Below are 21862 nucleotides of genomic sequence, written 5' to 3' on the forward strand. Positions count from 1 at the left end.
AATGTCACAGAGAATGAAACTGTTTATTTTAATCCTTGTTATAAATATCGTTATGGTTCTGGTTTATCTGATCTGGAATCATCTGAGAAAAAAAGAAAAAGTTTTGAGTACCTGGATGAAGGCTGCAGTTATGCTTCTTTGTCCGCTGGTGGGGCCGGCCTTTGTTTTTCTCTCCTACTTGTTTTATAAGCTTGTGATGTCCCAGAACATGGATCTTTCGGATGTGGTTTTTGGCAAGGAAAAAACCAGGGCTTTCATCAGGCCGGATGAAGAGGTGGAGAAGAATATGATCTCCATCGAGGATGCCCTGGAAATTGCCGATAAAAAGAGCCTTCGTACATTTATTATGAATGTAATCCGGGGAGACTACAGGAATTCGCTGGCCTCCCTTGCTCTGGCTCTGAACAGTGAGGACTCGGAGACCGCCCATTATGCGGCATCGGTTCTTCAGGATGTGCTCAGTGATTTCCGCAGTCAGGTACAGGAAAAATATGTCCGGAGTCAGGTGGAGGATGAGGAACAGGCAGAAAATTGTATCTCCCTGGTGGAGTATATGCTCCCAATTATTGTGCAGAAAGTTCTGACAAATATGGAGCAGCATGCCATGATTGCCAGAATGGATGAGGTGTTGGAAAAAGCCTGGACACTGGATCGCAGGAAGATCAGCAGTGTGCTTTATGAAAAAATGTGCCAGTGTCTTCTGGATATTCAGGACTATAAGACTTGTGAAAAATGGTGTGTTCGGTCTATGGAGCAGTATCCGGCTGCTCTGTCCAGCTATACCAGTGAACTGAAGCTCTTTTTCTCCTGCGGGGATAAAGAGAAGTTTTTTGATGTGATGAAAAGGCTGCGGGCCTCGGATATCACGATTGACAGCGAAACTCTGGAGCTGATCCGGACCTTCATGTGATAAAGGATGAAAAATGGTTTCAAGACGAAATTTTTTCAGCATAACGATTATGATGCTCGTTCTCCTCGTGCTCTTTCAGTTTTCCATGGTCTTAAGAGACCGGCAGAACACCTATGATACAAACGCAAATCTTTCCCAGCGGGTTTCGGACGGGGAAGAGGCCTGGAGCCAGGAGACGAGCCGGACTTCTGAATGTTTTGGAGAAAAAAAGAACATTATTTTCATAGGGAATGCTTCCGGAAGCATGGGAACGGCGGTCACGAGATGGGGAACCTATATCAAACAGCCCGTCAGTTCCTATGATTCCCTCGCGGCATTTGAAGAAGGGGAGGAAACGCTCCCGCAGATGCTGATTCTGGAATCGGAGACCTATGCACTGGGTGAAAATCTGGTGAAACTCAGGAAACTGGTAAAACAGGGTGTCATCCTTGTCTTTGGCTGCCTGGAAGATCCGAAGGTTCTGGCGGAGAACGAGAGCTTACGGAAATTCCTGGGGATTCGCTCGATCGTTTCCGAGACGACGGAGCTTAACGGGGTAAGGCTTTTTGCGGGACTGCTTCTGGGAGGCGAGAGCGTCTACGAGACACCGGAAAAAGAAGATGAGAGAAAGCGCCAGGATCTGGAACTCACTGTTCCATGGTATCAGGTGGGAAGCGGAACCAAGACCTACATGGTGGGCCTTTTGCCGGAGGAGAGCGAGGCAAATGTGAAAAATGAGGACCTGCCCACGCTGATCTGGCGAAACGGAATGGATAACGGCAGTGTCTTTGCCGTGGTCGGGGATTATCTGAAGGACAGCAGCGCCTTGGGGCTTCTGGATGGAATGCTGGCGGAAGCCTCCGACTACACGATCTACCCGATCGTAAACGCCCAGAATCTTTCTATGGTGGATTTTCCGGTTTTCGCGGATGAGAACAGCGGGGAGATTCAGAGACTTTACAGCCAGCGGACGACAGGAATGGTCCGGGATATCATGTGGCCGTCGCTGATCTCTATCACGGAACAGAGCGGGATGAAAATGACCTGTTTTGTGGAACCCCAGGAGGACTATCTGGATGGGATAGAGCCAAATGGAAGCAACATGGAGTTTTATTTAAAGCAGATGAAGGAGCAGGAGGCGGAGGCTGGTCTTTCCCTTCAGTATAAGGCAGCCGACTCCCTTGCGGACAAGCTTGAGCGGGACGCAGATTTTTTGAAATCGACGGGCAGCAGCTATGTCTACGGCGCGGCCTTTGCGGACCAGGCGGAGCTTAATGAGGTCTGGGAGCTGACGGACAGCAGTCTCCTTAAGAATGTCAGCACAGTGACCTGCGGCTACACGGAAGACTATCCGGTGGTTTCCTATGGAACAGATTCCATTACTTTACAGTGTGCAACGAGCGATGGTATGAATTATACTTACCGCGGAGATATCCGGATGAAAAGCATTGAGAGCGCCCTGGGCTATACGAATGTCATGCTGAATATGCAGGCGATCTACTGGCCGGAGCGGGAGACGGACCGCTGGGAGATCATGCAGAAGCAGTTTGCCAGCAACCTTCTCACCTACTGGAAGAACTTTTCCTGCTTTTCCAATACGACCCTTTCCCAGAGTGACGCCAGAGTGCGGACCTTTCTGAAACTGGATTACAAATATTCCAGGGAGGACGACGAGATTACGCTGGAGACCTCGGAAGCGGAAAGTTCTTTCATCCTTCGGACTCACGGGGAAGAGGCTGAGGAGATCGAGGGCGGAAGATTTGAAAGAATCGAAGAGAATGCATATCTTATCTATGCAGAAGATACGACCGTAAAGATTCAGGTGGAGGCTCCGGATCTTTCTGATTATAGCGGAAAAAACTAGCAGAGGCTGGAAAAGAGGCGAAAGATGAAGGTTTGTATTGTGGCGGAGGGCTGCTACCCATATGTGGTGGGCGGCGTTTCCGGCTGGATCAACAGCATGATCCAGTCCTTTCCAAATGTGGAATTTATTTTGCTGACGATTGTGGCAGACCGCTCCTTTCGCGGCAAATTCGTATATGGGCTTCCGGAAAATCTGACCCAGGTTTATGAGATTTATCTCGATGATTTTGAGTGGGTGGAGGGAAAAAAGACAGAGCGCTTCCAGAGAAACATGCATCTTACAAAAAAGGAGTATGCGGGGCTCATGGATATTGTCATGAACCGGAAAACGGACTGGGGCGTGATTTTTGACCTCTTCCATAAGAACCGGCTGTCCGTGGACAGGCTCCTCATGGGGCCGGATTTTTTCCAGATCGTTCGGGAATGTTACAACCGGAAATATCCGAACATTGTGTTTTCTGATTTTCTCTGGACCATGCGTTCCATTTATCTTCCGCTTTTTCGGATCATGAAGATGGAGGTGCCGAAGGCTGATTTCTACCATTGCGTGGCGACGGGCTATGCGGGCGTCCTCGGAAGTATGGCGAAGCATTTTCACGGGAGCTCGCTTCTGATCTCCGAGCATGGAATTTACACCCGGGAACGAGAGGAGGAGCTTATCAAAGCTGAGTGGGTAAAAGGCATCTACAAAAATATCTGGATCGAGCAGTTTAAGAAAATGTCGCTCCTTGCCTATGAGAAGGCGGATATCGTGACCTGTCTTTACGACCGGGCGAAAGCCTTACAGATCGAGCTTGGCTGTCCGGAGGAGAAGATCCGGGTGACGCCAAACGGCATCAAGGCGGATACCTTTGAGGGAATCCCGGGAAAAAGTGAAGAAGAAGAGGCGTATATCAACGCCGGAGCTGTCCTCCGCGTGACGCCGATCAAGGATGTCAAGACGATGATTCAGGCCTTTGCCTTTGCAAAGAAGAGTGTTCCGAAGCTGAAGCTCTGGATCATGGGACCGACGGACGAGGACGAGACCTACGCCCAGGAATGTTTTGATCTGGTGAAAGCCCTTGGTGTGGAAGATGTGGAGTTCACCGGCCGGGTAAATGTGAAAGATTACCTTGGAAAAATGGATTTTACGCTGCTGACCAGCATCAGCGAGGGCCAGCCCCTCACGATTCTCGAAAGCTATGCGGCTCATAAGCCGGTCATCGCCACAGACGTAGGAAACTGCCGGGAACTGATTTACGGAAATGACGACGGCTTTGGCTCCGCCGGAATCCTGACCCATATCATGAACATCGAGGAGATCGCCCAGGCCATGATCACGATGACGGAGGATCAGGAGGAGCGAGAGCGGATGGGAGAAGCCGGCTATAAAAGGGTAAACGCTTTTTACCGGATCGAACAGATGAAAGATGTTTACCGGGAAATATATAAGGAACTCTCGGACAAGCAGAAGCTTACCTGGACGGAGGAGCCTTTTGGACTCAGACGATAGAAAGGAGAGGAGACGGATATGGCAGGTATCGGTGTAAAACTGAACAACATCTATGGAAAGAATACGCTGACGACAGATCTCATCGGCATCGGTTACAGCACGGTTGTGACCATTGAGCCGATGCTGGCGGTGATCGGGGCTCTCACCTTCATGGAATATTTTCTGGATTTCTCGTCTGTGGATTATACTACAAGGGAACTTTTTTCCTGTACGGTGCTCTATATCTTCATTTTCGCTCTGCTGACGGCCTCGCCATTCAACTCGGTGCTCTCAAGATACATGTCGGATGTGATCTATGAGGAACGGTATGAGGATATTCTTCCATGTTATTATGTGGGGCTGTTTCTGAATATCGTGTTCAGTGCCATGGTGGGGATTCCCTTCTGTATTCACGAATCTCTGGTGGGAAAGGTGGATATCATTTATGTTTTCACGGGTTACTGTGGATTCATGGCGCTGGTGCTGGCCTTTTATTCGATGCTCTATCTCTCGATCTGTAAGGATTATAAGAAAATTTCCTTTTGCTTCCTTCTGAGCATGATTGTTACAGTTATGCTGGGCTTTCTTTTTGTGAAAGGGCTTCACTGGAGCATCACTTATAGTATGCTTCTGGCTCTGACGATTGGCTTCTGGCTCATCGCCTGCCTGGAATTTTCCATGATCCGCAGCTATTTCCGGGAAAACAGCGGAAGGTACCGGAGGGTGCTGCAGTATTTCCGGGAATACTGGCCGCTGGTGGTGACGAATTTTCTATACACGCTGGGGCTTTATATACATAATTTTGTGTTCTGGACCACGGATCTTCACATGGTTGTGGCAAAAAGCTTCGTCTGCGTGCAGACCTACGATATGGCTACCTGCCTGGCGATGTTTACGAATATTTCAGCCAGCGTGATCTTCATCAGCCGTGTGGAGATGCATTTTCACGACCGCTACAAGGCTTACTCGGAGGCTGTGACCGGAGGCCGGGGAAGCGATATCGAGATCACGAAGAAGCGTATGTTCCGTCTGCTGGCCGAGGAGCTTATGAGCCTGGCGAGAATCCAGTTCATCATTACTCTGGTGATTTTTCTGCTGTGTATGATTTTACTTCCCCGGCTGGGCTTTGGAGGTATGACCATGAGGATTTATCCCTGTCTGGCGGCGGGGTATTTTATCCTGTTTCTGATGTATGCGGAGATTATTTTTCTTTATTATTTTAACGATCTGAAAGGCTCGGTGCTGACGGCCCTGTCTTTCTGCGCCGGCACGCTGATCGGAAGCGTGATTTCCACCCATTTTTCTGAGATCTGGTACGGTCTCGGTCTTGTGGCCGGCAGCTTTATCGGTTTTACCGTTGCTTTCCATCGGATTCAGTGGATGGAAAAGCATCTGGATATTCATATCTTCTGTAACGGGCATCTTTTGAAGACGAAAAAAGGAAAATGTCCGTCGCCGAAGGTGTTCGACAGATATGAAGAAAAGCAAGGGGCATATGAGAAATGAAAAAAATACTGTTTGTGATCAATACGCTGGGAGGGGCCGGCGCGGAACGGGCGCTGCTGGAGCTTCTGACGAGATTTACACCGGAAAAATATGAGGTATCTCTGTATATCCTTCTGGGACAGGGAGAACTGATCCATCAGGTACCGGCCTATGTCAGGATTCTGAATCGTGAATATTCCGACGGTTCGGTTCTCTCAAGAAGAGGAAAAGTGCTGCTGAATAAGCGGCTGCTGAAACGAATTTTTATTCGGAAAGCGATCTTCCGCGACAGCCCTTATCTGGTAAGAAATCTTGGAAAAATGCTGAAAAAGGGCAAGATCTGGCCGGACAAGCTTTTATGGAGAGTCATGTCGGACAGCGGTCAGCCGATCCTGAAGCATTTTGATCTGGCTGTGGCTTATCTGGAGGGCGGTTCGACTTATTTCGTCCATGACTATGTGGATGCGGAGAAAAAGGCGGCCTTCATTCATGTGGATTATGAGCGGGCGGGATACAGCCGGAGCCTGGATAAAGACTGCTATCGGGAGTTTGACCGGATCTTTACCGTCTCCGATGAGGTGAAGCAGAGCTTCCTCAACGTATATCCGGAGTGCATCGGCCGGACCTATGTCTTCCACAACCTGATCAACCAGGAGGAGATCCGGAGAAAGGCGGAGCTGCCGGGAGGCTTTGAGGATTCCTATGATGGAAAGCGGATTCTCACTGTGGGAAGACTGACGGCACAGAAGGCCTATGAATTTTCGATTGATGCCATGAAGCTTTTAAAGGATCATGGAGTGAAAGCCAGATGGTATGTCCTTGGCGAGGGCGAGCTTCGGGAAAAACTGCAGTTTAAGATCAATAAGCTGGGCCTGAAGGATGATTTTATCCTGATGGGAGCCAGGGAAAATCCGTTTCCTTATTATAAGGAGTGTGATCTCTATGTCCATGCAAGCCGGTTTGAGGGAAAAAGCATCGCGATTCAGGAGGCCCAGACCCTGGGCTGTACCCTCGTCGTGTCCGACTGCAGCGGAAACCGGGAGCAGGTGGAGCCTGGCGTGGACGGAATGATGTGCCGTCTGGACGCGAAGGAGATCTGCGATACGGTGGAAGCCCTGTTAAAGGATGAAGAAAAGTGCAGGAAACTGGGCAAAAAGGCAGCGGAAAAAAGCTTCCTGGAAGACAAAGATGTGTTGAAACCGTTTGATTTTTAGTGGGTGACAGGATGATCTGGAAAGGTATCAGAAGAAAAACATGGGAATTTGAGCAGGCTTTTGCCGCTGAGAACAGCGTGTATATCAGCAATCCGGCGAGGGGCTGGTACGGCGTTTACACATTCCGAGCGGAGGAAAGGATCGCCCCGGAGGAGCTGAAATGGAGCCTTCGCGAGGGCGAGACCCTGTCCCTCGTGCTGGTGGATGTCGGAGGCTTCCGGGAGCGGCCATTGGATTTAGCCACTCTTGAAAACATCCGGAAAATCCTCGCCTTTTTTGAGCAAAACCAGCGGGATGTGATCTTTCGTCCGGTTTATGACCAGGAGGGAAAAGGAAGAGAGCGGGAGCCGGCCTCCTTTGAGCTGGTGCTGGAGCATCTGGGCCAGCTGGGGGCTCTCCTGAAAGAAAATCCGTATTCGGTCTTCATTTTCCAGGGCTTTCTCGTGGGAAGCTGGGGAGAACTGCATGATTCCTCCTATCTTTCGGAGGACTGTCTGAAAAAGATGTGGGAGCGGCTGCGGCCCGGTTTAGGTGAGACGATTTACGGAGCCGTCCGGACCCCGGCCCAGTGGCGCTTGTTGGTTTCGGAGGAGGAGTTTCAGAAGGGAAACTTTCCGCGGCTGGGGCTTTTTGACGATGGAATTTTTGCGTCGAAGAGCCATCTTGGAACCTTCGGGACCATGACGAGGGAGGCCGCAGGCTGGAAAGCACCCTGGATTCGGGAGGAGGAGCTCTCTTTTCTGGAGACTCTGGGAAAAAGGCTTCCCATTGGCGGAGAGGCGGTCTCGCCGGAGAGCGCAGGGCTTTCTGAAGGCTGGGACTGTGATGGGGAAAAGGTCATGGCAGAGCTCAGAACGCTTCGGCTTACCTATCTCAATCGGGCCTACGACCGGAAGCTATTGGATCGCTGGGAAAAGGAAGGCCTCCTGGGCGCTGTGGGGCTTCATCTGGGGTACCGCTTTGTCCTTCGGAAGGCGGAGCTTATAAAAAGCTTCGGAAGTCGAAAGCGCCAGCTTTGCCTTGAAATCGAAAACTCTGGGTTTGGAGGGCTTTTTCAGGAGGCAGAGCTTTTTCTGCTATTGAAATCCGGTGAGAAGACAGAAGAGCTTCCGATAGAGATGGATTTCGGCACCTGGGCCGGAGGGGAGAAGCGGAGCCTGGAAGTCCGACTTGAGCCGGAAATGGCAGAGCTTTATCTGAAGCTTCGGAGGAAAAAAGACGGAGCGCCGATCCGTTTCGCGAATGAAGGAAGCGGAGACCGTTTCTTTCTCGGAAGCCTGCATATTTCTGAAAACTGAAATTCAGGAAAATGAAAGACGATACTTAAGAAGAAAGGATCATGGAAGGTGAAAAAGAAATCCAGAACAGAATATTCCGTTATGAATACAACGGTGGCTTTTGCCGCCCAGGCCGCAGCGATCCTCATGGGCTTTTTTACAAGGGTGATCTTTACCCGGATGCTCAGCGAAGGATATGTGGGAATCAACGGCCTGTTTAATGATATCCTGAATATTTTATCCCTCTCGGAGCTGGGTGTCGGAACGGCGATTACCTATGCCCTCTACGGCCCCATTGCGAAGAAGGATATCAAAAAGCAGCAGATCCTGATGCGGATGTTCCGGACCTTTTACCGGGCGACGGCTGGCGTGGTGCTGCTGGTGGGGCTGGCGCTTCTGCCATTTTTGGGTGTCCTGATGAAGGAGCGGCCGGATGTGGACCACCTGACCCTGATCTATCTTCTCTATCTTTTCAAATCGGTGGCCTCCTATCTTCTGATTTACAAAAAGACCCTGGTGGACGCTCATCAGATGAACTATATCACGGTGCTGTACCACAATGGCTTTCTGGTTCTGCAGGATGTGTGCCAGATTGTGATCCTTCTTCTGACGGGAAACTTTATCCTCTTTCTGATCATCGGAGTTGTCTGTACTATCGCCGGAAATATCTGCATGTCGGGAACGGCGGATCGGCTGTTTCCTTATCTGAAGGAAGAATGCAGGGAAAAGCTGCCCGAGGCGGAGCGGAAGGATATCCTGAAAAATGTGAAGGCCATGTTTATGCACAAGCTCGGAAATGTGGTGGTCAACAATACGGATAACCTTCTGATTTCCAGCTTCGTGGGCGTGGTAAGCGCCGGTATCTATTCCAACTATTACCTGCTGATTGGTTCCGTGCGTCAGGTTCTGGATCAGGCCCTCCAGGGGGTGGCGGCCAGCGTGGGAAACCTGGGTGTCACGGAGGATAAAGAGAAGATCAGCGATGTCTTTGAACAGCTGTTTTTTGTGGGCTACTGGATGTATGGCTTTGCCGGAATCTGCCTTTTCGAGATTCTGAATCCCTTTGTGGAGCTGGCTTTCGGGGAGCAGTATCTTTTTCAGAGAAATATCGTCCTGATCCTCTGCATCAATTTCTTCATCAATGGCATGAGAAAAGCGGTGTTGATTTTCAAGGAATCTATGGGACTTTTCTGGTATGATCGCTATAAGGCCCTGTCGGAGGCTGTCCTGAACCTGAGCATTTCGATTCTTCTGGTGAAAAATTTCGGCGTCTGGGGCGTTTTTGCCGGTACGTTCTGCAGTACGGTCCTCACCTCCGTCTGGGTGGAGCCCTGTATCCTCTATAAATACCGCTTTCACCGGCCGGTGAAGGAGTATTTTAAGACCTATGTAGCCTATATTTTGATGATGGCGGCCGCCTGGAGCCTCACAGAAGGGATCTGTCATCTGATCAGAGGAGGGATTTTCACGCAGCTCTTCCTTCGTGGCCTTGTCTGTGTGACGGTACCGAACCTGCTGCTCTGGCTGATTTTCCATCAGACGGAGAAATGGAAGAGATTGGCCGAGCTTTTGAAAAAAATTGTCAAAAAGGTGAGAAAGAGCTTTCGGAGGTGAAACGGGTGGCAGAGCAGGAAAAGAAAGTATCGATTGTCATACCTGTCTATAATGCGGAGAAGTATCTCGGGGAAGCGTTGGAGAGCCTCCTTGCCCAGACTTACCGGAACTGGGAAGCTATTCTTGTGGTGAGCAGGTCCGGGGACCAGACGGAAGAGGTCGTTGAGGAGTACCTGAAAAGGGATTTAAGGATCAGTCGTCTGGATCACGAGGGTCAGGGCATCAGCAGCGCCAGAAATCAGGGGATCTCTTTGGCGGACGGAGAGTATCTGCTCTTCATGGATGCGGATGATTATCTTTCGGACCCTTTGGTGCTTCAAAGATACCTGAACATTGCCGAAAAAATATCCGCGGATATCGTCGTGAGCAATTATGCCAGACTGTGGAAAGGCCGTTTTCTTCCGGCGGAGACCCATCAGACCTTCTCGGTCTATCACCGGGATTCGGAGGAATTTCGCTTCCGGGGCTTTTTCTCCGTGGGAACCCTCTCTTATGTCTGGGGAAAGCTGTACCGCCGGTCGTTTCTGGAGGAAAATGGTCTTCGGTTTGAGGATTTTCCCTACGCGGAGGACAAGCTTTTCAATATGCAGTGTTATGTTCGCAGGGCGAAATATGCGTTTATCGAGGAGATCGGGTACGTTTACCGGCGAAATGAGTCCTCAGTTTCTTATCAGTATAATCCAAACTCCAGCGACTGCTGGCTGGGGATCGCCCGGCGGCTGAAAGGGTGGCTGGAAGAAAAGGGCGAGGCTGAGGCGGTCTATGGCGGCCTCGTGGAGTACACGATATTTTTCGCCTCCTTTTTCGACGCGAAGAAGGAGTATGAGCAGCACGGGCATTCCCTCCGGGCTATCCGGAAAATCCTGAAAATTTACGGGCGGGACGCGATCGGGGGTGATTGCTTCCGAAGGCTCTCAGGAGAAAAAAGAGTCTCCGAGCTGGAGCAGAAGTTCTGGCAGGTGCTGATCCGGGGCTATTCCCTGGGCATGCGGTTTCGCTTTTATTTTCTCCTGGCCCTTGGAACCCGGGAACTCATTCATCACAGGGTAGATGAACGGATGTCGGACACCGGCCTTCGGGAAATATAAAAAACAGCGGCCCATTTAAGAGTCGCTGTTTTCAAAGATCCGGACGAGGGTTGTCTTCTGGTTGCTCTTCCGGAAATCCTTAAGGGTCTGCCGGAGAGTCGTGTTCCGGAGTGTGTAGGTGTTTTTGAGAAAGCAGAAAAAGGTGGCGGGCCAGAGGGCAGGCCAGAGAAGGGGGCAGTGGCCGGCCTTTGGAAAGCGGACCTTCATCTGCACATGGCCTTCCCTGAAATAGGTCAGAAGATTGATCTTCCGGTAGGAGCCACTGCCGACCAGGGCCTGGGAGACGTCGGTGCCCATATCGCCATCCTCGAGAATCCGGATCAGAAAGGCTTCCGAAGTTTCCGGGGAGGCATTTATCGCCGGATCGATGGATGCGGGAAGATCAAGGTAAAGACGGCAGGTCTTAAGAATGATCTCATAGAGATGGCTGATCCGGGAAGCCTTGCACCACTGATGAATCCGGGAAAAATCGATCTCCTTTTCATAGCGTTTCAGATAAAGGACGAAATCGCAGAGGAGACGGATGCCGAAGCCGCTGTAGAGATAGTGCTTCAGCATATGGTGAATCATGTAGAAAACGTATTCGGTGGGCGGAAGGACCGAGTAGGTGAAGCCATTGATGGTCTGCCGGATCGGTTTCAGCCTCAGGGGGGAATAGACTTCATCCACGGTCTGGTTGGCCGGCTCATACTGATACATGCCCACCACCCGGTAATGGAGCTCCAGCAGGAAGCTGCGGCCGGTCTTCGGAAACGTATAACGGTAGGTGACATGATGGTCGCTGAGTTCTTTTTCTTCCTTATAGCCCTGGGCTTCCAGGAGAACTTGGGCTTTTTCGAGGGCTTTCGGCTCGTTGATGTAGAGGTCGAGATCGCCGAGTTTCCGGTACTCGGGCACCGGATAGCAGGCGGCGAGGCTGATGCCCTTGAGAAGAATACAGGGGATGCCGTTTTCCTCAAGAAGGGAGACTGTGTGCCGGGTGAAGGCGTCGATCTGATAGTAATTCTGCATCATATTTTTCGTCTTCTGGAGCATCGCGGGATAAAAGGAAGTGTTCCGAAAGCCCGGCAGGACAAAGGGAACGGTCCGGTGCTCTTCCGCGAGGGCGGCAAGGGAGGCCTGCTCTTCCTCCGGGATGGCGCCGGAAAAAGAAGTATCGTTTTTAAGACTGCTTCGGATAAACTGTAGATAGTGATCGTATAAAGGCTGCATGGCGACTCCTGATTATAAAAGATAGAAAGAGTATACCACGGATAAGCAGCTGAAAAAAGGGGGAAGAAGGAATGAAAAAGACAGAAGGTTATGTGATCCGGAAGCTGGAGGAGGAGTATGTACTCCTTCCCACAGGAAAACGGGCGGAAGAGGTCAACGAAGTGATCTCCTTGAGTGAGACGGCCGGTTTTATCTATCTCCACGCCGAGGAGGCCGCATCTATTCCGGAGCTGGCAGAACTGGTGGGAAGAGAATATGGAATCGAAGCGGCGGAAGTCCTCCCGGATGTGAAGGCCGTTGTGGAGACGCTAGAGAAAAAGGGTGTGCTCTCATAGCTTCCGAAGAAAGGCTGTGAGTCTAAAGCAGAGAGGGCGGACCGGAAGCATACAAAGCCAGAGGAAGGAGAGCAGGCGGTAAAGGGGATTGGAGACGGGAGTCTCTTTTCCTCTCCTCACAAAGGCGATGAGCTTTCCGCGAACCTGGTCTTCCCGGAGAGGGCCTTCGAGTTCTGACTGATTGTCGCCCACGAGAAACAGACCCTCGGGCGTGATCCTGGCAATCCGGTGAAGAACCAGGATGCTCTGATCCCGACGGTAGAGAATGACGTCATTCCGGCGGAGGGAGGAGACAGGAACCTCTTGAATCAGGGCCTCGTCCCTGCCGGGGATGAAAAGGGGATACATGCTGTACCCCTGGGGCTTGATCCGGATGATATTTCTATCCCGAAGAAGCGCTTCAAGATCTGTTTTATACATAAAAAATCCTCGTTGTGTCGTTTTGGATTCATTATAGCATCCGCTGAAAAAAACACAAGAAAAGACATGAAAAATTCAATTGTTTATACAGTATGAATACTTGACATTTGGGGGGATTGAGCTTAAGATAGATGATAGAAAAAGACATAAATACTAGTACAGTGAATATTAAGTAACCGCCATATTGACTTGTCTGATTTTTCATCTGTTGCGTTGTCGTCAATCGACGTAGCCACCACTACGGCTCATTCCTCCGCCTTGCATATGAAGAAATCATCCTGCGTCAATATAGCAGATACTTAATTCTCACTGTACTAGAGAAATGAGGTATATAAAATGCGTGAATATACAAAACCGGTTGTATCTGTAGATGCTGGAATGGCAGAGGGGGTTTATGCTTCCAGCGGCGCCAGCCAGGGAAATTTAACGGTGAGCTATTACGGCGTCTGGGACAGATGGGGAACTAACGGCGGTAAGGGTTTAGCTTCTGTAAGCTGGTCTGATATCACTGGTACAATTACCCTGACGATCAATTTCAATGATACAGTAGATCAGGTAGAAACTACGGATGGTTCCGTACAGGTAACATGGTCCGGAAAGACAGCTACGCTGACCTTTGCTAATACAGTTTCCAATCCGTTGACGGTTGGAATCCATCTGAATCATGGAACCAGCATTGATGATCTTCAGATAACCGGATATTCTTATTCTGTAGCATAAAAAATGCACCAGGTATGAAAATGCCTGGTGTATTTTTTTTCTCACATATTCCAGTCGCTGACAGTATCGTCTGGGCCATAACCCTTTTTCTCCCAGCTGGGCATCCGGTTGCCATTGTCCAAATCATAGCTTCCGGCATGGCCGGAATCCTCATAGTGGGTCATCAGGCCGCAGCCATTTGACGTATTCGCAGGACAGCCAAGACAGGCAAACTGCTGCTTGTATCCGCGGGTTCCGCCATTCCGCTGTGAAAACTTTTTTAAAAATCTTCCATCATACGGGTGATGGCTTCCTCATCCAGCACCTCGCACCGCTTATCGCGGATGGCATAAACCCGGCTGCAGATATTCAGCACGGTGGGGCGGTGGGTCGTAACGATGCAGGTTCTGGGGTAGGTGTCCTGCATGATATTTTTCAGGACTTTTCTCTCGGTGACGACATCCAGAGCTGAGGTGGCCTCGTCCAGAAGAAGAATCGGGGATTTCCGAAGGAGCGCCCGGGCGATGGAGAGGCGCTGGGCCTGGCCTTCAGAGAAGCCTCCGCCCCGCTCTTTGACCTCGCTCTCGATGCCGTCAGGAAGCTTTTCCACAAACTCCCAGGCACAGGCGAGTTTCAGGGCTTCGACGATTTCCTCATCTGTGGCATCGGGTTTGACGTTGCGGAGATTTTCTGCGATTGTGCCGGAGAACATGGTATTTCCTTGGGGCACATAGGAGAAAAGCTTTCTCGTGGAAGGAGACATAGCAAGCTGTTCCTTTTCATTGCGGCCGGCACAGATGTGGAAGGAGCCTTTCTGAGGTTTCAGAAGAGAGAGGATCAGCCGCAGCATCGTGGTTTTGCCCTCGCCGGAGGGCCCCACGAGGGCAACGATCTCATGAGGATAGGCTTCCAGCGAAGCGCCGGAAAAGACTTTTGTGCCGGTGCGGTAGGTGTAGTCGAGATCCTTCATGATGAGGCCGATGCCCTCTTGCCGGTGCTGTTTTCCAAACTTTTCCACGGCGCTGTCCTGACTGTAGTCCTCCTGGGGCATTTCCACGATATCCATGAGACGACCCGCGGAGATCGTCAGGGAGATGGCCGTGGGAATCAGGCTGGCCAGGGAGTTCACGGAGCTGGTCAGCGTGCCGGAGAGGGAGAGAAACATGGTCATGGTTCCGTAGCTGATGGCATTGCTCCAGACGCGGTAAATGCCCCAGCCGTAGCAGCTGTAGGAGACGATGAAGCCGATGATGGACATCAGGACGGAGGTGAGGATGGACATTTTCTGGAAATCCAGCCGCATCCGGATGTATTCCGTCTGGAGACTTTTCAGGCGATCGGTGTAAAAACGGATCAGGTCAAAGGCCTTGATGGTCTGAATGTTGGAGAAAGCCTCCTGGTTGAAACCGTACATTTTCGCATTCATGGCCGCGCTCTTCTGGTTGTTGTTCCGCATCCGGCGAAGGAGCGGCCGGGAGAGCAGGGCGCTGAAGGGAATGCCTAAGAGGGCAAAAAGCGCGAAGGTCGGGTCGTAATACAGAACCACGGCCAGGGCACTTACAAAGCGGAAGGTATAAATGATGAGATTGGGAAGCCAGTTGAGAATTCCATTGGAAATATTGGAGGCGTCGGAACTCCAGCGAGTCACCAGATCGCCGGTGTGGTAGGCTGTGAGGGATTCCCAGTCCGTCACGAGCATTTTCGCGAAAATGTCATTTTTGATCTCGGAATCCACCTTCAGATTGATGAAGGTGGAGGCGTAGCCGGAGGCCTGAGACACGAGAATGTTCGCCAGGGAAAAGCCGATCATGGCGGCAAAAGTAGCCAGAAGCTTTCCGGTCTGATGGCCGGTGATAATATCCACCAGATCCTTGGAGATCAGGCTGGAAATCAGGGAGACACCGGACCCCGCGATTCCGAGAAGCGTATAGAGAACCATGGATTTCCAGTAGCGTCGGCCGTACTGGAGAATCCATTTGGACTGTGCCCACATTTTCCTGAGAGTTCCCTGCTTTAAGTGCTTTTGGATCAGGAGCAGTTTGTCTTTCATGGGAGAAGTCCTCCGATGCGGTCGATCTCTTCCTTCATGGTGCAGGCTGCGGAAGGATTCTTCGTGCAGAGGAAGGAAAGGACCGGCAGGTTTTCAGCCAGAGCCTCGGAAAAGGCCAGATTTTCGGAGAGCTGCTCCTCGCTCCAGCAGGGGGAGATCAGCCGCTGCATGACGCGGACTGTTTTTTCCCCGGCGGAGAGCTCCTGTATGAAGTCTTTTTCCGGGTCGCGTCCCAGAAGAACGATGCCGCCAAGTTTCTGGGTTTCTGTGGTGAAAATTTCGGAGGTGCCGCACCAGGGGAGGCCGTAGACGAGAAAGCGGCCGTCCTTCTGCCCGAGGAGATTCAGATCGCCGTTGAGAAGGGGCGTCTGGAAAAGCTCGTGCCAGAGGTTGGTGTGGGTGGATTTTCCCATGCCGGAGTGGCCGGAGAAAAGCCAGGCCTTTCCCTGATAAAGAAGCGAAGCCGAGTGAAGGGCAAAGCGGCCTCTTTTCTGAGCCAGAAAAAGGAAAAACAGCCGGATTGCGTGAAAAAGATTGGCCAGATTTTCTTCCGTGGATGTGGGAGCACAGGAAATCCGGACGTAGGAGCCGTCTTTCGTCATGGAGGCCTCCCGGATGTTCTTCATAGTCGGGAAAAGAAAGACATATCGGTCCGCTGCCTCCATCACCGTGAGCTCCGGATTGCGAAGAAGAACAGTTCCGTTTGCTTTCGGGGAGGGCGGCAGCGTGACAAGGTCAATTTCCTGATCCGGAAGTTCGCTTTTTTCGGAAGCAAAGGCAGAAAATTCTTTTGGAAAAAGGGAAGCCGGACCGTTCAGACGCAGGAGCAGGCCCGCGATCTCCAGGTTAAGCGTATCGTCCCGGCGCTTCGGAGCCAGGTTTTCCTCGAGAATCCCAAAGGAGAGAAGCTGCCGGAAAAAGGTCTGCACATCCTCCCGAAGCTCCGGACAGGTGCTCTCCGGCACTTCATAATACCTGGCCAGATGGTGGGTCAGTTCTTCGAGATCGGAGGTGTGCTCCAGCGTATTCCAGAGGAAGGCGCCGGTCTCATTCAGAACCACTGCTTTGTGCTGGTCGGCCACCTGCTGACCAAAGGGGAGAAGATACCAGGAATTTCCCACTTTTTTCAATGTATATCCAGATGAATGTTTCAGCATGGTAAAGGATTCCTTTCTATATTGCTAATAAGAAGGATGTTGGGGTCAAAAGGTCTTTTGCCCCAACTGATGCTTACGAATTGCTCCGCTTCGGTCGGTGCAAAACGAACATCCACTGGATGTTCTGCACCTCATGTTTGGCGGGTTCCAAGTTCAAAAGCCTTATCGTGCAAGCACGAACGGCTTCTTGACCTATAGCAATTCTGCAAAATATTGCACCCGATCCGATTCATCAGAGCGTGAAATACTGCGTCAGAAATCTTTGCCGTGCGTCGGCACGCCTGCAGATTTCATCCTTGTCTTTCGCACTCTGCCAAATTGCCTCGGCCGCATTATTTTGTTGAATCGCTATAAATTATACCACCAGGAAATAAGGGAAGGCAAATGATTTTCTCCTTGACGTACCCTGCGGAATAGGCTATAGTACGACTCAATCCTGCCTTTCATGGGGGATGGAAGGAGTAGATGATGAAAACAATAATTTTAAGACTGTTACAGGTGGTTTTGCTTGCTGTTCTGGTGATCATCGGCGTGAATGTGCTGGAGCCGCTGCGGCCGGTGAAGCTTTCTGAGGAAAAACAGGCGGCGGCCGAGGAGACGGTCCGGGAGATCAAGGAGTCGATGAAGGCAGACAGCAGCTCGGAGTCGGGAAACACAGCCCTGGAAAACCGATCGAAAGATACGGCGGCTTTGGAAAATAAGGAGCGCATCGCCTGCATCGATGACAACGAGGAGGCCTTGGTTCTTCGTCTGCGAATGATCGAGGCGGCAAAGGAATCGCTGGTCTTTGCCACCTTTGATTTCCGGGCGGACGAGAGCGGCAGCGCCATGATGGCGGCTTTCTATGCGGCGGCAGAGCGGGGCGTAAAGGTGAGCCTTTTGCTGGATGGAATGAACGAGTTTCTCTATCTCGAAAGGAGTGAGCTTTTCAAGGCTCTCTGCACACACGAAAATGTGGAAGTGCGGGTCTATAACCCCATCGATGCGTTCCATATTTTAAAAGGGAATTACCGGATGCATGACAAGTATCTCATCACCGATGATACCATGTACCTGCTGGGCGGACGAAATTCCAATGACATTTTCCTGGGGGATCGGAAGACCGGAATCAATGCGGATCGGGAGATCTTCGTCTATGAGCCGGAGAAGGGAAATGGAAAGTCGTTTCAGGAGCTGGAGGAGTATTTTGCTTCCATCTGGGAGGAAAGCTGTGTTAAGGAAAAGAAGGTTTCCATGAAAGAGGCGAAGAAGGAAGCGGCGGAAGCGAAGCTTCTGGAGCACTATCAGGAAATCTGTGAGAAATATCCGGAGCTTGGCACGGCAGCAGAGACAGACTGGACGAAGGAGACTTACCCGGCGGAGAGCATTACGCTGATCAACAACGGGACTCAGGCGGCAAAGCACGAGCCGATCATGTTCTACACCCTGGAAAAGCTGATGGAAGAGAGCAAAGATATCGTGATTCAGACGCCCTATGTGATCGCAGACCAGTCCATGTATGCAGTGATGGAAGAGACTGCGGAGCACGCGGATGTGAAAATTATCCTGAATGCCGTGGAGAAAGGCTCCAATCCCTGGGGCTGTACGGATTATCTCAATAATAAAGGAAAGATCCTGGGGACGGGCTGTTCCGTCTATGAGCTGATGAATGAGGCCGCAGTCCACACGAAGACGATTGTGGTAGATGACAGGATGTCGATTGTGGGCTCCTATAACTGGGATATGAGAAGCACCTACCTCGACACGGAGCTGATGCTGGTGATTGACAGTGAGAAACTGAATCAGCATCTGAGGGAGATGAATGCGGAGTATATGGAGAAGAGCAGAGAGGTGCTGCCAGATGGAACGGAGACAGAAGGGGCAAAGTTCCAGGAAGTGGAGATGACGACGGCGAAGAAGGGGATTTATCAGGTGCTGAGGGTGATTATCCGGCCGTTCAGGCATTTGCTGTAGGGGAAAAGAAAAGTTTGAGCCGCTGATTGTATACATGTATTCTAAAAAACTCTTGACATCTTCCTATACTTGGTATTACAATAGCAGAAATTAAAAAAGAGTTTACAGACGCAGGGGTCTGAGCCAATCGGGGCCGGACTGCCTGCGTTTTTCCATAGTATGCAGGGAAAGCTCTTGGAAATACGGAGGCATTATGGAGGACAAAAATCAGGAAGTCATACTGGAGATGAAAGATCTTTCCATTTCCTTTTTCAATAAGTCTGGTGAGATACAGGCGGTCCGGGGAATCAATTATACGCTGCATAAAGGCGAGGTTCTCGGAATCGTCGGAGAGTCCGGAAGCGGAAAATCCGTTTCCAGCCACGGAATCTTACGGCTGACACCGGACACCGGCAAGGTCAAGACCGGAGAGATTCTTTTCCACGGGAAAGATATTTTAAAGATGAACAAGAAGGAACTTCAGGAACTTCGGGGAAACAAGATCGCCATGATCTTCCAGGACCCCATGACCTCCCTGGACCCTTTGTTTACGGTAGAGTATCAGTTGAACGAGTCGCTGAAAAAGCACACGAATCTGGATGCGGTGGCCCGGAAGGCAAGAATGATTGAGCTTTTGACGCTTGTCGGAATCAACCAGCCGGAACGGCGGATCAAACAGTATCCTTACGAGTTTTCCGGCGGCATGCGTCAGAGGGTCATGATTGCCATGGCACTCTCCTGTGATCCGGAGCTTCTGATTGCGGACGAGCCGACCACGGCCCTGGATGTGACGATCCAGGCACAGATTGTAGAACTTTTGAAAGAACTGAAAGATAAACTGGGAATGGCCATTATCTTCATCACCCATGACCTTGGCGTGGTCTCCGAGATCTGCGACAAGATCATTGTCATGTATGCGGGAAAGGTGGTGGAGGAAGGAATGAGCCGCCAGATTTTCTATGAGAGATGTCATCCTTATACAGAAGGCCTTCTGGCCTCCGTGCCGAAGCTTGACAGCGATGTGAGCGAGAAGCTTAAGCCCATCAAGGGAAATCCGCCGGATATGAGCGCGGTGAAACCGGGCTGTGCCTTTGCTCCCCGCTGCAGCTGTGCGATGAAGATCTGCGTCAGGGAGGAGCCGCCCGAGTGCGAGCTGGATGAGACCCATAAGGCTTCCTGCTGGCAGGTCATCAAAAAAGCGATGCAGAATACTTGAAGGATAGGATGATAGACCATGGAAAAGAAAAATGTGGAAAGCGGAGAGATTCTGCTGGAAGTAAAAAATCTCAAGAAATATTATCCGGTGCGGACCGGATTTATCAAAAAGACGGAACTGAAGGCCGTCGATGATGTGAGCTTTTTCATCCGGAAAGGCGAGACCTTAGGTATCGTGGGCGAGAGCGGCTGCGGAAAGACCACTTTAGGAAGAACGGTTCTTCGTCTCGAGGAGCCTACCTCCGGCGATATCATTTACGAGGGCGAATCCATCATCGGAAAAAACATGAAGGAATACCGCAAAAAAATGCAGATCGTTTTTCAGGATCCATACGCCTCCCTGGATCCCAGAAAAACCGTCTCAGACATCATCGGCGAGGCCATGGATATCCAGAAGCTTTGTAAGACGAAGGAAGAGCGGAGGGATAAGATTCTGGAGCTCATGAAGCTGGTGGGACTGAACGCGGAGTTCTACAACCGTTTCCCTCATGAGTTTTCCGGCGGACAGAGACAGCGTATCGGCATCGCCCGGGCGCTGGCGGTAAATCCGGGCTTCATCATCTGCGACGAACCGGTATCTGCGCTGGATGTTTCCATCCAGGCACAGATCATCAATATGCTGGAGGAACTGCAGGAGACAAGAAAACTCACTTATCTTTTTATCGCCCACGATCTGGCCATCGTAAAGCATATCAGTACGAGAATCGGCGTTATGTATCTGGGCCATATGGTGGAGCTGGCAGAGAGTGCGGAGCTGTACCGCAATCCGATTCATCCCTACACGGAGATGCTTCTTTCCGCGATTCCGATTGCGGATCCGGATCTTTCCGCGGCAAGAAAACGGATCAAGCTGGAGGGCGAGGTGCCAAGCCCCTTAAATCCTCCGTCAGGCTGTCCTTTCCGGACCCGGTGTCCGAAAGCCGGAAAAGCCTGTGCGGAAAGCATGCCGGCGCTTCGGGAGATCACCCCGGGCCATTTCGCCGCCTGCCATAACGCATAAAGAGTAAGGAGAATAAAAATGCAGACTTCAAGATATATTGTAAAGCGAATCCTGCTGGCCCTGGTCAGCCTCTTCGCAATCATTACCATTACATATTTTCTGATGAATCTGATGCCCGGCGACCCCTTTATGTCGGAGAAGGCTTCAGAAGAAAACCGTGCGATCCTCATTGCCAAGTACGGACTGGATCAGCCGGTGTATGTGCAGTATGGAAAATACCTCGAAAATCTCCTGCACGGGGATATGGGAACCAGCTATGTGCTCCAGAAAGGCCGTGCGGTAAAGGATATCATTTTTGAATCCTTCCAGGTTTCAATGGGACTGGGCGTGAGAGCCCTTCTCCTTGCGATTGTGTGCGGCATCATCCTGGGCTGTATCGCAGGTCTCTGTAAGGATAAGCTGCCGGATGCGATCATCCGTGTCTTTTCGTCGATTGGAATTTCGATGCCTGGTTATGTCATCGCCTCCGGGCTGATGATTTTCCTGGCGGTAAACTTAAAGGTTCTTCCGGTCAATTACAATAAACCGGGCGGCTGGGTGATGCCGATGCTGACGCTGGCGATTTACCCGACCTCGTATCTGACCCGACTGACGAGAGCCAGTATTCTGGAGGTTATGAATCAGGATTATCTTCGAACCGAGAGGGCCAAGGGAATGTCAGAATTCGTGGTGGTTTTCATCCACGCTCTGAAAAACTCTTTGATCCCGGTTATCACTTACTTGGGACCGCTGACAGCCTCCATTCTGACCGGTGGTTTCGTGGCGGAGAGCGTATTCAGCGTACCGGGACTCGGCCGGTATTTCGTAAGCTCCATCAGCAGCAGAGACTACACCATGATCATGGGTGTGACGATCTTTTACTCAGCCCTCATCGTGTTCATGAACCTGATCTGCGATATCCTCTATAAGATCGTAGACCCGAGAATACAGTTGGATTAAAG

At 51.0% G+C, this 21862-nt stretch carries 19 protein-coding genes; 14 read left to right on the top strand and 5 right to left on the bottom strand.

Annotated features, from left to right (window positions below):
- Position 1 precedes the first annotated feature (1 nt).
- From LKD71_RS07735 to LKD71_RS07770, 8 genes are read left to right on the top strand one after another with little or no spacing between them, the layout of a single operon-like run.
- Positions 2 to 910, top strand: coding sequence for a hypothetical protein (locus LKD71_RS07735; protein ID WP_227614977.1), 909 nt, complete (start codon positions 2 to 4; stop codon positions 908 to 910).
- Positions 911 to 923: 13 nt separating this feature from the next.
- Positions 924 to 2753, top strand: coding sequence for a DUF2194 domain-containing protein (locus LKD71_RS07740; RefSeq protein ID WP_227614978.1), 1830 nt, complete (start codon positions 924 to 926; stop codon positions 2751 to 2753).
- A gap of 24 nt (positions 2754 to 2777) precedes the next feature.
- Positions 2778 to 4244 (top strand): GT4 family glycosyltransferase PelF, encoded by a 1467-nt coding sequence (gene pelF / locus LKD71_RS07745; protein ID WP_227614979.1) that lies wholly within the window; start codon positions 2778 to 2780, stop codon positions 4242 to 4244.
- 18 nt (positions 4245 to 4262) lie between these two features.
- On the top strand, positions 4263 to 5729 hold the full coding sequence (gene pelG / locus LKD71_RS07750) for an exopolysaccharide Pel transporter PelG (RefSeq protein WP_227614980.1): 1467 nt from the start codon (positions 4263 to 4265) through the stop codon (positions 5727 to 5729).
- Positions 5726 to 6922, top strand: a complete 1197-nt coding sequence (locus tag LKD71_RS07755) for a glycosyltransferase (protein WP_227614981.1) — start codon at positions 5726 to 5728, stop codon at positions 6920 to 6922. Before pelG ends, LKD71_RS07755 begins: the two co-directional genes overlap by 4 nt.
- Positions 6923 to 6933: 11 nt before the next feature.
- The gene (locus tag LKD71_RS07760) at positions 6934 to 8220 is read left to right on the top strand and encodes a DUF4832 domain-containing protein (protein WP_227614982.1); all 1287 of its coding nucleotides are present in this window, start codon (positions 6934 to 6936) and stop codon (positions 8218 to 8220) included.
- A gap of 48 nt (positions 8221 to 8268) precedes the next feature.
- Positions 8269 to 9813, top strand: coding sequence for a lipopolysaccharide biosynthesis protein (locus LKD71_RS07765; RefSeq protein WP_227614983.1), 1545 nt, complete (start codon positions 8269 to 8271; stop codon positions 9811 to 9813).
- 5 nt (positions 9814 to 9818) lie between these two features.
- Complete coding sequence (locus LKD71_RS07770) at positions 9819 to 10901, top strand: glycosyltransferase family 2 protein (protein ID WP_227614984.1); 1083 nt, start codon at positions 9819 to 9821, stop codon at positions 10899 to 10901.
- Positions 10902 to 10916: 15 nt separating this feature from the next.
- On the opposite strand, the gene LKD71_RS07775 is transcribed toward LKD71_RS07770, so the two are convergent.
- Entirely contained in the window at positions 10917 to 12113 is a 1197-nt protein-coding gene (locus tag LKD71_RS07775) for a nucleotidyltransferase domain-containing protein (RefSeq protein ID WP_227614985.1), read from the bottom strand.
- Between the two features lie 71 nt (positions 12114 to 12184).
- Between LKD71_RS07775 and LKD71_RS07780 the strand changes: the two genes are divergently transcribed.
- On the top strand, positions 12185 to 12448 hold the full coding sequence (locus tag LKD71_RS07780) for a PqqD family protein (protein ID WP_227614986.1): 264 nt from the start codon (positions 12185 to 12187) through the stop codon (positions 12446 to 12448).
- On the opposite strand, the gene LKD71_RS07785 is transcribed toward LKD71_RS07780, so the two are convergent.
- Positions 12443 to 12868 (bottom strand): S24/S26 family peptidase, encoded by a 426-nt coding sequence (locus tag LKD71_RS07785; RefSeq protein ID WP_227614987.1) that lies wholly within the window; start codon positions 12866 to 12868, stop codon positions 12443 to 12445. The two genes, LKD71_RS07780 and LKD71_RS07785, sit on opposite strands and share 6 nt — an antisense overlap.
- A gap of 336 nt (positions 12869 to 13204) precedes the next feature.
- Between LKD71_RS07785 and LKD71_RS07790 the strand changes: the two genes are divergently transcribed.
- The gene (locus LKD71_RS07790) at positions 13205 to 13588 is read left to right on the top strand and encodes a hypothetical protein (RefSeq protein ID WP_227614988.1); all 384 of its coding nucleotides are present in this window, start codon (positions 13205 to 13207) and stop codon (positions 13586 to 13588) included.
- Between the two features lie 41 nt (positions 13589 to 13629).
- Here LKD71_RS07790 and LKD71_RS18140 read toward each other — a convergent pair whose 3' ends face one another.
- The 3 genes from LKD71_RS18140 to LKD71_RS07800 all read right to left on the bottom strand — a co-directional run bounded on the left by LKD71_RS18140 (position 13630) and on the right by LKD71_RS07800 (position 16774).
- Positions 13630 to 13752, bottom strand: a complete 123-nt coding sequence (locus tag LKD71_RS18140) for a hypothetical protein (RefSeq protein ID WP_255632961.1) — start codon at positions 13750 to 13752, stop codon at positions 13630 to 13632.
- A gap of 95 nt (positions 13753 to 13847) precedes the next feature.
- Positions 13848 to 15617 (bottom strand): peptidase domain-containing ABC transporter, encoded by a 1770-nt coding sequence (locus LKD71_RS07795; RefSeq protein ID WP_227614989.1) that lies wholly within the window; start codon positions 15615 to 15617, stop codon positions 13848 to 13850.
- Positions 15614 to 16774 carry a PqqD family protein gene (locus tag LKD71_RS07800; protein ID WP_227614990.1) on the bottom strand — a complete coding sequence of 387 codons (1161 nt, stop codon included), beginning with the start codon at positions 16772 to 16774 and terminating at the stop codon, positions 15614 to 15616. The genes LKD71_RS07795 and LKD71_RS07800 overlap by 4 nt, the downstream gene beginning before the upstream one ends.
- 465 nt (positions 16775 to 17239) lie before the next feature.
- Here LKD71_RS07800 and LKD71_RS07805 point away from each other — a divergent pair, with 465 nt between their 5' ends.
- From LKD71_RS07805 to LKD71_RS07820, 4 genes are all read left to right on the top strand, one after another.
- A complete protein-coding gene (locus LKD71_RS07805) occupies positions 17240 to 18727 on the top strand; it encodes a phospholipase D-like domain-containing protein (RefSeq protein ID WP_227614991.1) in 1488 nt (495 codons plus the stop codon).
- 193 nt (positions 18728 to 18920) lie between these two features.
- Entirely contained in the window at positions 18921 to 19922 is a 1002-nt protein-coding gene (locus LKD71_RS07810) for an ABC transporter ATP-binding protein (RefSeq protein WP_178046212.1), read from the top strand.
- A gap of 18 nt (positions 19923 to 19940) precedes the next feature.
- Positions 19941 to 20921 (top strand): ABC transporter ATP-binding protein, encoded by a 981-nt coding sequence (locus LKD71_RS07815; protein ID WP_227614992.1) that lies wholly within the window; start codon positions 19941 to 19943, stop codon positions 20919 to 20921.
- An 18-nt stretch (positions 20922 to 20939) separates the two neighbouring features.
- Complete coding sequence (locus tag LKD71_RS07820; RefSeq protein ID WP_227614993.1) at positions 20940 to 21860, top strand: ABC transporter permease; 921 nt, start codon at positions 20940 to 20942, stop codon at positions 21858 to 21860.
- Positions 21861 to 21862 lie beyond the last annotated feature (2 nt).

It is taken from the genome of Fusicatenibacter faecihominis (genome assembly GCF_020686945.1).
Taxonomy (GTDB): domain Bacteria; phylum Bacillota; class Clostridia; order Lachnospirales; family Lachnospiraceae; genus Limivivens; species Limivivens faecihominis.